At 72.8% G+C, this 13,010-nt stretch carries 14 protein-coding genes; 9 read left to right on the top strand and 5 right to left on the bottom strand.

Features of this window, described 5'->3' with window-relative positions; all coding sequences use genetic code 11:
* Positions 1-220: 220 nt before the first annotated feature.
* Positions 221-940 carry an alpha/beta hydrolase family protein gene (locus tag H030_RS0109480; RefSeq protein WP_081690640.1) on the bottom strand — a complete coding sequence of 240 codons (720 nt, stop codon included), beginning with the start codon at positions 938-940 and terminating at the stop codon, positions 221-223.
* Between the two features lie 25 nt (positions 941-965).
* On the opposite strand from H030_RS0109480, the gene lysA reads away from it, so the two are divergent.
* Genes lysA through thrC form a run of 3 tightly spaced genes read left to right on the top strand, consistent with a single transcriptional unit; the run spans position 966 to position 4,492 of the window.
* Complete coding sequence (lysA, locus tag H030_RS0109485) at positions 966-2,240, top strand: diaminopimelate decarboxylase (RefSeq protein ID WP_027005941.1); 1,275 nt, start codon at positions 966-968, stop codon at positions 2,238-2,240.
* A gap of 4 nt (positions 2,241-2,244) precedes the next feature.
* Positions 2,245-3,471 carry a homoserine dehydrogenase gene (locus H030_RS0109490; protein WP_027005942.1) on the top strand — a complete coding sequence of 409 codons (1,227 nt, stop codon included), beginning with the start codon at positions 2,245-2,247 and terminating at the stop codon, positions 3,469-3,471.
* 7 nt (positions 3,472-3,478) lie between these two features.
* A complete protein-coding gene (thrC, locus tag H030_RS0109495) occupies positions 3,479-4,492 on the top strand; it encodes a threonine synthase (RefSeq protein ID WP_027005943.1) in 1,014 nt (337 codons plus the stop codon).
* On the opposite strand, the gene H030_RS0109500 is transcribed toward thrC, so the two are convergent.
* Complete coding sequence (locus H030_RS0109500) at positions 4,489-5,988, bottom strand: MFS transporter (protein WP_027005944.1); 1,500 nt, start codon at positions 5,986-5,988, stop codon at positions 4,489-4,491. The two genes, thrC and H030_RS0109500, sit on opposite strands and share 4 nt — an antisense overlap.
* A 100-nt stretch (positions 5,989-6,088) precedes the next feature.
* Here H030_RS0109500 and H030_RS30780 point away from each other — a divergent pair, with 100 nt between their 5' ends.
* The 3 genes from H030_RS30780 to thrB are packed head-to-tail and all read left to right on the top strand — an operon-like array spanning position 6,089 to position 9,106.
* Positions 6,089-7,447 (top strand): FAD-binding protein, encoded by a 1,359-nt coding sequence (locus H030_RS30780; protein WP_035126049.1) that lies wholly within the window; start codon positions 6,089-6,091, stop codon positions 7,445-7,447.
* A gap of 44 nt (positions 7,448-7,491) precedes the next feature.
* Entirely contained in the window at positions 7,492-8,238 is a 747-nt protein-coding gene (locus H030_RS0109510) for a helix-turn-helix domain-containing protein (protein ID WP_051222192.1), read from the top strand.
* Positions 8,239-8,254: 16 nt separating this feature from the next.
* Positions 8,255-9,106 carry a homoserine kinase gene (gene thrB / locus H030_RS0109515; RefSeq protein ID WP_027005946.1) on the top strand — a complete coding sequence of 284 codons (852 nt, stop codon included), beginning with the start codon at positions 8,255-8,257 and terminating at the stop codon, positions 9,104-9,106.
* A 20-nt stretch (positions 9,107-9,126) separates the two neighbouring features.
* Here thrB and H030_RS0109520 read toward each other — a convergent pair whose 3' ends face one another.
* Genes H030_RS0109520 through H030_RS36790 form a run of 3 tightly spaced genes read right to left on the bottom strand, consistent with a single transcriptional unit; the run spans position 9,127 to position 11,346 of the window.
* Positions 9,127-9,921: a L,D-transpeptidase gene (locus H030_RS0109520; RefSeq protein WP_027005947.1), complete on the bottom strand. Its 795-nt coding sequence runs from the start codon at positions 9,919-9,921 to the stop codon at positions 9,127-9,129.
* Positions 9,918-10,715: a ParA family protein gene (locus H030_RS0109525; protein ID WP_027005948.1), complete on the bottom strand. Its 798-nt coding sequence runs from the start codon at positions 10,713-10,715 to the stop codon at positions 9,918-9,920. The genes H030_RS0109520 and H030_RS0109525 overlap by 4 nt, the downstream gene beginning before the upstream one ends.
* Before the next feature lie 52 nt (positions 10,716-10,767).
* Entirely contained in the window at positions 10,768-11,346 is a 579-nt protein-coding gene (locus tag H030_RS36790; protein WP_081690642.1) for an FHA domain-containing protein, read from the bottom strand.
* A gap of 210 nt (positions 11,347-11,556) precedes the next feature.
* On the opposite strand from H030_RS36790, the gene H030_RS0109535 reads away from it, so the two are divergent.
* From H030_RS0109535 to H030_RS0109545, 3 genes are read left to right on the top strand one after another with little or no spacing between them, the layout of a single operon-like run.
* Entirely contained in the window at positions 11,557-11,826 is a 270-nt protein-coding gene (locus tag H030_RS0109535; protein ID WP_027005949.1) for a hypothetical protein, read from the top strand.
* 54 nt (positions 11,827-11,880) lie between these two features.
* Positions 11,881-12,429 (top strand): SRPBCC family protein, encoded by a 549-nt coding sequence (locus H030_RS0109540; RefSeq protein WP_027005950.1) that lies wholly within the window; start codon positions 11,881-11,883, stop codon positions 12,427-12,429.
* Between the two features lie 14 nt (positions 12,430-12,443).
* Positions 12,444-13,004, top strand: coding sequence for a hypothetical protein (locus H030_RS0109545; protein WP_027005951.1), 561 nt, complete (start codon positions 12,444-12,446; stop codon positions 13,002-13,004).
* The last annotated feature ends 6 nt before the right edge of the window (positions 13,005-13,010 follow it).

Consider the following 13,010-nt stretch of genomic DNA (forward strand, 5'->3'; position numbering starts at 1 on the left):
TCTGCGGCGCCATGGTCGAATTGCGCAGAGTCGTTGCGGGATCGGCGCAATTCCGATGTTCCGCGTGGCGGTGCGTCGTTGTAGTCGCACCGGAATACGACGACAGCCGCCCAGGGGATGCCGGGCGGCTGTCGCTTGGTGCGATCTCACCGCCTTTACCGATGCGAGATCGCGGGGGCCAGTGTAGAGGGCTGAGCGGACCGGAACGCTGGTCGTTTGCTCAGGATCGGCGGAGCGACCGCTGGAGGAAGCGGATCGTGACCGCCTGCAGCTCGGCATCGTGGGCCACGGAGCGGTGGTGGCCGCCGGGGACCACGACCACCTGCGCGGACGGCGCGGCCGCCGCCAGCTCGCGGGTGTGCTCGACGGGGACGACCTCGTCGCCCTCGGCGTGCAGCAGCATCGTCGGCGTCCCGGCGGCCTCCAACGCCCGGATCGCGGCGAACTCGTCGTGCTCGGCCAGCAACCTCACCGCGGAGTCGCGGTCGCTCTCGAACGGGAAGTACCGCGCCCGGATCCCCACGGAGAGTCCTGTCGCAGACGCCGGGCAGATCGACACGACGGCGCCCGCCCGCGCCTCCAGCGCGGCGGCCAGCGCGAAGTAGCCGCCCATCGACGCGCCGCGCAGCGCGATGTCCGTGACGCCCGCCCGCACCCGCAGGAGGTCCGCCATCCGGGCGACGTCGTCGAGCGCGCGCCCGTCGAACGGCCCGTCGGATCCCCCGTGCCCACGGGCGTCGAAGGCCAGCGCGTCGATCCCGGCCGCGGCGCAGACGCGCAGGTAGTCGTGGTGCGAGTCCTTGCTCGACGCGGCCCCGTGGAGCACCACCACGCCGACGCGCAACGGGGTGACCACGGCCGGGTCCGGCGCGAAGCGAACCCATGCCAACCCGTCATGCCTGCCGGTCTCGGTCGGCCCCTCAGCTCGAACGGTGCGCATCCCGTGACATCATGCCGCCCCGCCGATGGCGACCACGCAGACCTCGCTCTCCCACGTCTGGCCCCTGGGCTCGACCCTCGACGCGCACGGCGTCCTCCAGCTCGGCGGCTGTGACGCCCGCGCGCTCGCGCGCGAGTTCGGCACGCCCGCCTACATCGTCGCCGAGGACGACCTCCGGACCCGCGCCCGCCGCTTCGTCGAGGCCTTCAAGGCGCGGACCCCGGACTTCGAGGTCCACTTCGCATCGAAGTCGTTCCCCGCCACCGCGGTCCTGCGCCTCTTCGCCGAGGAGGGCCTGGCCGTCGACGTCGCCTCCGGCGGCGAGCTGCACCTCGCGCTCAACGCCGGCTTCGACCCCAGGAAGATCCACCTCCACGGCAACGCCAAGTCGGCGCACGAGCTCCAGCAGGCCCTCGACGCGAGGATCGGCGACATCGTCGTCGACAACCTCGTCGAGCTGGACCGCCTCACCGCGCTGATCCCCGCCGGCGGCCGCCAGCGCATCCTGCTCCGGATCGCCCCCGGGGTCAGCCCCGACACGCACCCCAAGATCTCCACCGGCGGCCCCAACACCAAGTTCGGGTTCAACCTCGACGACGCCCGCCAGGCGATCGCGATCGCGCAGAAGAGCGACAAGCTCGACCTCGACGGCCTCCACTTCCACATCGGCTCCCAGATCCTCGACCTCGCGCCCTTCCGCGCGGCCCTCGAGTCCGTCCTCACCCTCGGCGACTTCCGGACCTACAACATGGGCGGCGGCCTCGGCGTGGCCTACACCAGGGACGTCACCGCCCCCGACATCGAGGACTACGTCGACCGCAAGGTCGGCCTCCTGCACGAGCTGCTCGGCCCCAACAAGCGCATCGCCGACGAGCCCGGCCGCGCCCTCGTCGCCCACAGCACCGTCACCCTCTACGAGGTCCAGTCGGTCAAGCACAACGTCGTCACCTACGTCGCCACCGACGGCGGCATGAGCGACAACCTGCGCCCGATGCTCTACGACGCCAAGTACGAGGCCATGGTCGTCGGCCGCCCGAACGAGAGCCACGCCACGCAGCCCGTCCACCTCGCCGGCAAGCACTGCGAGTCCTCCGACATCCTGATCCACGACGTCGAGCTCCCGGACCCCCGCCCCGGCGACCTGATCGCGGTCCCCGTCACCGGCGCCTACGGTTACGCGATGGCCAACAACTACAACGGCCAGCCGCGGCCGCCGATCGTCTTCGTGTCGAACGGGAACGCCCGGACCGTCGTGCGTCGCGAGACCTACGAGGACCTCACCCGAAGGGACGTCGAGTAGTTATATGTCTTCTGCAGAGCCCTTCAGGATCGGCCTCCTCGGCCGCGGCACGGTCGGCGGCGCGTTCGCGGACCTGCTGGCCGAGCGCGCCGACCACGTCGCCAACATCACCGGCCTGCGCCCGGAGATCAGCGGGACGCTGCGCCGCTCCGAGGGCACGTTCGACGACATCCTCAACAACTCGGACCTCGTCGTCGAGCTGATGGGCGGGCTGGAGCCCGCGCGCGAGTACGTGATCCGCGCGATGGCCGCCGGCAAGCACGTCGTCACCGCCAACAAGCAGCTGCTGGCCGAGCACGGCGAGGAGCTGTGGACGATCGCCCGCGAGAACAACGTCCAGCTGCGCTTCGAGGCCGCGGTCGGCGGCGTCGTCCCGGTCATCCGCGTCCTGCAGGAGTCGCTGGCCGGCGCCCACGTCGAGCGCCTGCACGGCATCGTCAACGGCACCACGAACTTCATCCTCAGCCGCATGGCCGAGACCGGCGCCGACTACGCCGAGGCGCTCGCCGAGGCCCAGCGCCTGGGCTACGCCGAGGCCGACCCGACCGACGACGTCACCGGCAAGGACGCCGCCGCCAAGATGGCGATCCTCGCCCGCCTCGCCTTCGACACGCCGGTCGCGCTGAGCGACGTCCCGTACGAGGGCATCGAGCACCTCACCGCCGACGACCTCCAGTACGCGCGCGACCTCGGCCTCGGCCTCAAGCTGATCGGCACCGCCGAGCGCGTCAACGGCGGCCTGAGCGTCCGCGTGCACCCCGCGTTCCTCTACGGCGCCCATCCGCTGGCGTCGATCAACGGCCCCTTCAACGCCGTGACGATCGAGTCGCCCGCGATCACCGAGATCACCCTGAGCGGCCCCGGCGCCGGCGGCCCGCAGACCGCGAGCGCCGTCCTCGGCGACGTCATCAGCGCGATGATCCCGCCGGCCTCCACGCCCGAGCCGGCCGACCACCTCAACATCATCAAGGACGTCACGTCGTCCTTCTACCTGCACGTCGACGTCGCCGACCAGCCCGGCGTCCTGGCGCAGATGGCGCAGATCCTGGGGCTCCAGGGGATCAGCGTGAAGTCGTTCGTCCAGAAGGGGATCGGGACCGACGCCCGCATGGCGATGGTGCTGCACCCCGTCCTGGAGTCCAAGCTGTTCGCGGCCGTCGAGATGATCGCCGGCCTCGAGTTCGTCCGCGCCCGCCCGCGCGCCATCCGCGTCCTCGACGAGGAGTTCTAGAACCACCGTGCCCGGCCTGATCGAGCGCTACCGCGACCACCTCCCGTTCGCGCCCGACGACCCCGTCGTCTCCCTCCAAGAAGGCTCCACGCCGCTGGTGCCCGCCCCGAGGCTCGGCGAGCGCGTCGGCGCCGACGTGTGGCTGAAGATCGAGGGCGCCAACCCGACCGGCTCCTTCAAGGATCGTGGGATGACCTGCGCGGTCAGCGACGCTGTGCGCGGCGGCGCCGAGGCCGTGCTGTGCGCGTCGACCGGCAACACCGCCGCGTCGCTGGCCGCCTACGCGGCGCGCGCCGGCCTGCGCGGCGCCGTGATCGTCCCGGAGGGCAAGATCGCCACCGGCAAGCTCGCACAGGCGCTGATGCACGGCGCGCGCGTGATCGCGCTGCGGGGCAACTTCGACGTCGCGCTCAAGCTCGTGCGCGAGGTCTGCGACCGCCAGCCGATCGCTTTGGTCAACAGCGTCAACCCGTTCCGGATCGAGGGCCAGAAGACCGCGTCGTTCGAGATCCTCGACGAGATCGGCGACATCGACGCGCTCTGCATCCCGGTCGGCAACGCCGGCAACGTGACGGCCTACTGGAAGGGCTTCCAGGAGAAGGGCTCGGCGCCGCAGATGCTCGGCTTCCAGGCCGCGGGCGCCGCGCCGCTGGTCGAGGGCCGCGTCGTCGAGAACCCGGAGACGATCGCCAGCGCGATCCGGATCGGGAACCCGGCGCGCTGGGAGGAGGCGATGTCGGCGATGACCTCCTCGCACGGCATGGTGCGCGCGGTCACCGACGACGAGATCCTCGACGCCTACAAGTTCCTGGCCTCGGTCGAGGGCGTGTTCTGCGAGCCGGCGAGCGCCTCGGGCGTCGCCGGACTCTTGAAGTACGGCGCGCCCGAGGGCGTCTCGCGGATCGTGTGCGTCCTGACCGGCCACGGCCTCAAGGACCCGCAGACCGCGCTGATGCGCGCGGGCTCCGTGGTGCCGTGCGAGCCGGACCTGGGTGCGGTCGAGGACGCGGTCCTGGGCTAGGCGGCCCCCGCGGGGAGCGGCTCGGCGTCGGGTTCGGCGTGCGCGTCGGCCTCCGCCTCGATCGGCACCTCGCCGCGCGAGTTGGTGGTCCACAGCGCGACGACCGCCGCGGCCGCGACGCAGATCCCGCACGCGAGCAGCGCGCGCTGGACGCCGTCGGTCAGCGCGGCGGGCGGCGGGACGTGCGCGGCCAGCTGGTCGCGCGTCCGGGCGGTCGCCAGCGCGCTGAAGATCGCGAGGCCCAGCGCGCCGCCGACCTGCTGCGACGCGTTCAGCAGCGCCGCCGCGCCGCCCGCCTGGTCGGGCGGGACGCCCTCGTTGGCGGCGGTCGTGACCGACACGAACATCGCGCCGAGGCCGAAGGCCGCGAGCATCATGCCCGGCAGCAGGTCGGCGGCGAACGTGCCGTGTGCCGGGACCTGCGCCAGCCAGAACAGCCCGGCGGCGCCGAGCAGCGCGCCGACGACCATCACCGGCTTGGTCCCGACGCGCGGCAGCAGGCCGGAGCCGATGCCGGCCGCGATCGCGACGCCGAAGCACAGCGGCAGGTACGACAGCCCGGTCTTGATCTGCGAGTAGCCGAGGACGTTCTGCATGTACAACGTCAGGAAGAAGAACATGGCGATGATCCCGGCCACGGCGATCAGCATCGTGACGTCGGCCGCCGCCACGCCGCGGATCCTGAAGATCGACAGCGGCAGCAGCGGGTTGTCGGAGCGCGCCTCGTTGACGATGAAGACCACCAACAACGCCACCGCGCCCGCGAGCCCGGCGATCGTCCGTGCCGCGTCCCAGCCGACGTCGGGCGCCTTGATCAAGGTGTAGACCAACAGCAGCATCCCGGCGGTGCTCAGCAGCGCGCCGCGCAGGTCGAGCGCGCGCAGGTCCGGGCGGTGGCGGTCGTCGGCGAACAGCACGAACGTGCACGCGATCCCGGCCAGGCAGACGGGCTCGTTGACGAGCAGCACCCAGCGCCAGCCGGGGCCCTCGGACAGCACGCCGCCGAGCAGGACGCCGAACGCGGACGCCAGGCCCGCGACCCCGCCCCAGACGCCGAGCGCCTTGTGGCGGTCGGTGCCGGTGAACGTCGTGGTCAGCAGCGACAGCGCGGCGGGCAGCATCAGCGCGGCGCCGACGCCCTGGCACAGCCGCGCGGCGACGAGCATCCCGCTGGACTGCGAGAGGCCGCCGACCAGCGAGGAGACCGCGAAGATCACCTGACCGGTCTGCAGGACCCGGCGGCGGCCGAAGAGGTCCGCGGCGCGGCCGCCGAGCAGCATGAAGCCGCCGTAGGTCAGCAGGTAGCCGGACAGCACCCACTGCAGCGACTGCACGGAGAACCCGAGGTCCTCGCGGATCGACGGCAGCGCGACGTTGACGATCGACGCGTCGACGAAGTCGAGGAACGCGATCGCGCAGAGCAGGCCCAGCACTTGCTTGCCGCGGCGGGTGCTCAGCGCCGACGCGGACGGAGGGGAGGAGGCGAGGTTGGTCACATCTCGCTGACCACGGCGGTCAGGGCGATGTGACCGGGTCGGAACGCAAGCCGTCCGATTCGTTCAAGAACCCCAACTCCCCACAGGAGACCATCTCCCCATGACCCTGACCGACCCTCTCCCCACGTTGGACGGCCGTCTGCTCCTCCCCGGCGACGACGGCTTCTCAGACGCGGCTCAGCCGTGGAACCTCTCGATCGCGCAGCTCCCCGCCGCGGTTGCCGAGGTCGCCTCGGTGGCCGACGTCCAGGCGGTGCTCGCCCATGCGCGCGCCGCCGGGCTGCGCGTCGCCGCGCAGTCCACCGGCCACGGCGCCGAGACGCTCGACACCGGCGCGCTGCGCGAGGCGATCCTGATCCGGACGCACGCGTTGGACGACATCTCGATCGACGCGGCCGCGCGCCGGGCCCGCGTCGGCGCGGGCGTGAAGGCCGCGGCGCTCGCCGCCGCCGCGGCCGAGCACGGGCTCGCGCCGGTGCTCGGCCTGGCGCCGTCGGTCGGCGTCGCGGGCCTGGCGCTCGGCGGCGGCCTCGGCTGGCTCGGCCGCGCGCACGGGCTGGCGAGCAACACCATCGTGTCGCTCGACGTCGTGACCGCCGACGGCGCGGCGCGCCGCATCGACGACAACAACGACCCCGAGCTCTTCTACGCCCTGCGCGGCGGCGGCGGGTCCTACGCGATCGTCACCGCGCTGGAGCTGGCGCTGCACCCGGTCGACGCGGTCAGCGGTGGCGTGATCACGTTCCCGTTCGAGGTCGCGGGCGAGGTGCTCGAGCAGGTCCGGCGGATCGCCCCGTCGCTGCCGGACGCCGCGAGCCTGGTCGTCCGGATCGTCCAGGTCCCGCCGCTGGACACGATCCCGGAGGCGATGCGCGGCAAGCGCCTCGTGATGGTCGTCGCCACGCACCTCGGGCCGCACGCCGACGCCGAGCGGCTGTTCGCGCCGCTGCGCAGCGGCGCCGCGATCGTCGACACGTTCGGGCCGATCGGGCTGGCGGACCTCGTCCGGGTCGCGGGCGACCCGGAGGAGCCGGGCATGGCCCGCGGCGACGGCATGTTGTTGGAGGACCTGACGATCGACGCGATCGCGGCGCTCGGCGAGCTGCTCGACGACCCCGCGCTGGGCGGCGCGCTCGGCGTGATCGAGCTGCGCCAGCTCGGCGGCGCGCTGGCGCGGCCCGCGGCCGGCGGCGGCGCGATCGACCGCCTCGACGCGGGCTGGACGTTCTTCACCGGCGGCTTCGCGCCGAACGCCGAGGTCGCGGCGGCGGTCCTCGCGGCCATCGCGGCGGCGAAGGACCGGATGGCGCCGTTCGCCGCGCCCGGGCTGCTGCTCAACACCACCGCGCTCGGCGCCGACCCGGCGCGCGCGTTCGCGCCCGAGGCGTGGGCGCGGCTGGCGCGGGTGAAGGCCCAGCACGACCCGGACGACCTGATCCTGGCGGCGCACCGCGGATGAGCGGTGCCGTGACGTCCATGTCCCCGGGCGGTACCGTCGGGGGCATGGACGAGCCGGGCGACGTCTACCTGGAGCTGGCCCCGCCGCCCGCGCTGGCGCGCCACGTCGAGCACCTGTGGGTCCATCGCTTCGGCGGCCCGCCGCCGCCCGAGGGGCGCCGGCTGCTGCCCGACGGCCGGATCAACCTGGTGTGGTTGAGCCAGACCGGCGCCCGGATCGCCGGCCCCGCGCAGACGTTCCTGCGCCCGCCGCCGGTCGACCGGCTGATCGCGTTCGGCGCGTCGTTCTGGCCGGGCGCGGCGCCGTACCTGCTGCGCACCGACGCGAGCACGCTGGTCGACGCGCACACGTCGCTGGACGACGTCGACCCGCGCCTCGCGCGCCGGATCGAGGCCCGGATGGAGCACGCCGCCACGCCCGAGGCGGCGCTGCGCGCGTTCGCCGCCGAGCTGGCCCGGCACCTCGACGCGGTCGACCCGCCCGACCCGGTCGTGCGTGCGGCGGTCCGGATCCTCGACCGCCCGGCGGCGACCGTCGCCGCCGCGGCCGAGGCGACCGCCGTCAGCGAGCGCGAGCTGCAGCGCCGCTTCGTGCGCGACGTCGGCTACGCGCCCAAGACGCTGCAGCGCGTCCTGCGCTTCCAGCGCTTCATGGGCCACCTGGAGCATCACCACGCACAACTCGCCGGCGCCGCCGCGCTGGCGGGCTACGCCGACCAGTCCCACCTCAGCCGCGAGGCGCGCAAGCTGTCCGGCCTGAGCCCGAAGCAGCTGATCGGTTTCCGCCACTAGTAGGGTCCCGGCGCCTATGGAGCGCCGTCGCCTCGTCCGCGTGCCCGCGTCCTCGGCGAACCTCGGTCCGGGGTTCGACGCGTTCGCGGCCGCGCTGGCCCTGCACACCGAGGTCGAGGTCGTCGAGACCGGGACGTTCGCGGTCGTCACCGACCTGGCGATCGCGCGCGACCGGCGCAACCTCGTCGTGCGCGGGTTCGAGCGGCTGCACCCGCCGGACCGCTTCGAGTTCCGGATCCGCTCCGAGATCCCGCTCAGCGGCGGGCTCGGCACGAGCGCCGCGGCGTACGTCGCGGGGCTGATGGCCGCCGACCACCTCTTCGAGCTCGACGCCGACCTGCTGGCGCACGCGACCGAGCTGGAGGGTCACCCGGACAACGTCGCCGCCGCGCTGCTCGGCGGCTTCGTGATCTGCGCCGACGGCGCCGCGACGCGCTTCGACGCGCCGACCGGCCTGGAGGCGATCCTCGTCGTGCCGCACGAGGCGGTCCGGACCAAGGAGGCGCGCGCCGCGCTGCCCCGCGAGGTCCCGATGGCCGACGCCGTCCACAACATCGCGGCGGCCTCGCTGCTGACGCTCGGCCTGGCCCGCGGCGACTGGGACCTCGTCTCCCGCGGCCTCACCGACCGCCTCCACCAGCCCCACCGCGCCCACCTCTTCCCGAGGTCCGCCGCGCTCCTCGACCACGCCCGCGACCTCGGCGCGCTGGGCGCCACGATCTCCGGCGCGGGCCCGACCGTCCTGGTCTGGTGCCACTACGAGCAGACCGGCGCCGTCCTGGAAGCCCTGCGCCGCGAAGCCGACGGCTGGGCCACCGTCCTGCGCGCCCCCTTCGAGACGCGCGGCGCCGACGTCACCGAGTTGTAGGTCAACGAGCCCGACGCGGGCTAGGCCCTGATCGTCACCGGCATGCCGAGCCGGGCGTGGCGCATGAGTTGGCGCAGCGCGTCGTTGGAGGCGCGGACGCAGCCGTGGGAGATCGCGTTGCCGAGGGTCCAGGTGTGGGGTGTCGCGTGGATCGCGACGCGGTCCCCGCCGCCCCAGCCCTGGAGGATCTTCGGCTGGTGGGCGGTCAGCGCGAGGATGCAGCAGCCGTAGTCGCTCTGCGCGTTGCCGGTGGTCAGCCGGTCGGTGACGGCGAACTTCCCGATCGGCGTCGGCGTCGCGTTGGTCCCGACGGCCACCTTGTAGGCGTCGGTCAGCTTGCCGCGATGGAAGACCATCAACCTGCGCTTGGACAGGTCGACGACGATCGAGCGCGGCTCCTCGAACAGGTGCCCGGCGCTCAGCGGCAGCCAGCCGACGTGGTGCTTCTCGATCGACGTCCGGACCAGCACCCAGCCGGGCCTGCGCGCGGCGACCGCGAGGATCGTCGGCGAGTGGAAGTTCGTCTTGGTCCTGATCGTCCCGACGACCCTGCCGCCCGGAGTCAGGCGCAGCTGCGTCCTGCGCTTGACGTTGAAGGCCAGCGGCCCGGAGAGGGACGGCGCCGCGGACCTGGCGGGCGCGGCGGGCGTCGTCTCCGTGCCCGGCGCCGTCTTCAGCGTCCTGGTCGGCAGCGTCGAGCTGCCGGTCCCACGGTCCGGCGCCTGCGGCGTCGCGTCGGCGCCGCACCCGGCCAGCAGCACGGCGACCAGCGCCGCGAGCGCGGCGCTGAGCACGACGGCACGGCCTGAGCTCATCGAGCGCCGGAGCCGTTCTGCAGCGCGCGCCGCGCGTCGGCCAGCCCGAGGCGGCCGAGCAGCTCGCCGGCCAGCGCCAGGTAGTCCTCGCCGAGGTCCGGGCGGTGGTCGATGATCGACACCGCGCGCTCGGCCGACTCCGCGTAGGCGATCGACTGGCGGATCGCGGTGTCCAGCAGCTTGTCGCCGTAGTGCTCCTTCAGGCCGGCCTGCGCCTCGCGCGAGTGCACGGTCCGCAGGTCGGCGATCGTCAGCACGACGCCGAGCCAGTTCAGGTCCGGGTTGAGGCCGTCGCGCGCCAGCTCGATGACCTGCAGCGCCTGCTCGACGCCCTGCAGCGCGAAGTACTGCGCCTCGGCGCTGAGCAGCGCGTGGTCGGCGGCGACCAGGGCGTTGACCGTCAACAACCCCAAGTTGGGCGGGCAGTCGAGGAAGATGACGTCGAAGTCGGCGTCGATCCCCTTCAGCGCCTTCCTCAGCGTCAGCTCGCGCCCCATCTTCCCGGCCAGCGCGACCTCGGCCTCGGCCAGCGTCAGGTTCGACGGGATCACCGACACGCCGTCTGGCGCGACGTGCAGCGCGGCCTTCGCCTTGACCCCGCCGACGAGGACGTCGCGGATCGTCGGCTCCACCTCGGGGTCGAGGTCGAAGTAGTCGCTGAGGTTGCCCTGCGGATCGAGGTCGACCGCGGCCACGCGCAGCCCCGCACGCCGGAACGTGTCGGCGAGATGGCGGACGGCGGTGGTCTTGCCCGTGCCGCCCTTCTGGCTGAGGACCGCGAGCTTGATGGCCATGGGCCGCGCGGAGTCTAAAAGGTCCGCGCGGCCGGCAAGCCGTTCAACCGCCTTAGCCCGCGAGGTCCGCCGCGGGCGCGGCCGCCTCGGCGAGCATCTCGGCGGTCAGGTGCAGGTACTGCAGGTGGTAGCGGCCGACGACGATCTCGTCGCCGTCGCGCAGCGCGCGCCACTCGACGCGCTCGCCGTTGACGAACACGCCGTTCAGCGACCGGTCGTCGAGCACCCGGACGCCGTCCGGCTGGCGGACGATCAGCGCGTGGCGGCGCGACACCGTCGGGTCGTCGAAGCGCACGTCGGCGGCCAGCGACCGCCCGACCCGCGTCCACTCCTTGGCGAGCGCGACGACCGTCACGCGGCCGCTGTCCTCGAAGGCGAGGTACTCGCCGGGCTCGGTCACCTCAGCGCGGGCGTGCGCGATCAGCTGAGCGCGTTCCTGCGCACTCGGCGCCTCGCCGGCTCTGCGCGTGAAGCGCCCACCCGCGAACAGCGACGCGCGCACGAAGCTGTCGCCGTGGCACCCCGGGCAAGCCGGGAGCTCGTCGGCGGCGGCCAGCGTGACCACGTACCCGCACTGCTCGCACCGGAAGGACCCCGTGCCTGCCAAGGTCCCGGACGTCAAGGACTCCATATCGACCACTCCCTCGATTCACCCGCTGCTAGGTGACCTACGACGACGACTGTACTGCCATAGCGGCAGGGCAAAAACCCCGTCCGTCAATCCTTTGACACTGGTTCGTCCAACTTGTGAAAACTGCGAGATGGGAATATCCGCGCCGACTCCTAGGCAAACCACGTTGCACGGCAGGAACGCCAGGCGGGCGCGGAGAAACCCTCCGACATGGCACGCACGCTCCCGACCCTGCACGAGACGGACCTCGAGGCCGCGCTGCTGCGCAAGTCCGTCGGCTCGCTGACCGCCACCCGCGCGACCTGCGAGGACTGCGGGCGCACCCCGCTGGTGGGCGAGCACCTCTACCGCTACGGCGCCCACGTCGTCGTCTGCGCGCTCTGCACCCGCCGCCACCGGACCGAGCCCGACGCGGTCGAGCTCGTCCGCCACTCCGAGCGCGGCCAGACGGTCAAGATCATCGCCGCCCGGGCGGCCTAGCGCCCGGACTGGTCAGGCGGCCTGTCAGCCGCCTCGCGGGTAGACTTTCCCGGCGTGGACCCGTTCACCGTCGAAGTCGTCATCGCCGCTCCCCGCGAGGAGGTCTTCGAGTACCTCGCGGACATCGCGAACCACCCGGAGTTCTGCGATCACTACCTGACGGACTGGCACCTGACCCGCGAGGACTCCTACGGCACCGGTGCCGGGGCGCGCTTCCGGATCAAGCTGCCGATCCGCAGCCGCTTCGCCTGGGGCGACTCCACGTTCGTGGAGGTCAAGGCGCCGTACCTGATCCAGGAGCGCGGCCGCGCCGGCAAGTTCAACCGCGTGCTGACGCGCGGGGTGTACGAGCTGTCGGACGCCGGGTCCGGCACGACGCGCGTGGCGTTCACGCTGGAGACCAAGCCGAAGCTCCCGTCCGACAGGATGGCGGAGTTCGGCGGCATCGGCCGGATGTGGATGAAGCGCAAGGCCGGCAAGGGTCTCGACCGCCTCCGGGCGATCTTCGAGGAAGGCCGCGATCGCGGCACGCGCGCCTCCGTCGCGGGTGGGCCGCGCAAGCCCGCCTCGGCCTTCCGGTTCCAGACCGACGTCAATCGCTAGAGTCCGCCGCCGCCATGAAGCTTCGTCGTCTCGCCCTCACCGCAACCGTCGCCGTCGCCGCCACGAGCTCGCTCGCCGCGTGCGGTTCCACCGAGCCTTCCGTCGGCAAGACCGAGGGCACGTACGTCAACACGGGCGACCTGAGGTACCAGGTCCAGATCTCGCGTCAGCTCAACGCCGACGACTTCGAGGATCGCGACTACCTGACCGGCCTGCCCACCGGCGCGTCGCGCCTGGCCGTCGGCCAGGAGTGGTTCGCGGTCTTCATCCGCGTCTTCAACAGGACCGACAAGCCGCACGAGTCCGCGTCGCAGTTCGTGATCCGCGACACGACCGGCAAGACCTACCAGCCGGTCGCGGTCGACCCGAACCTCAACCGGACCGCCTACAAGCCGTTGCTCGTCGGCAGCGGCGACCAGATCCCGGTCCCCGGCTCGCTGGCCCGCGAGAACCTGACGCAGGGCGGCCTCGTCCTCTTCAAGGTCCAGTCCTCGTCGTACGCCTCGCGCCCGCTCGAGCTGGAGATCACGCCGCCCGAAGGCGGCAAGGCCGCGTTCGTCGACCTCGACGTCTAGGCCGCA

This window comes from Conexibacter woesei Iso977N (genome assembly GCF_000424625.1).
GTDB lineage: Bacteria > Actinomycetota > Thermoleophilia > Solirubrobacterales > Solirubrobacteraceae > Baekduia > Baekduia woesei_A.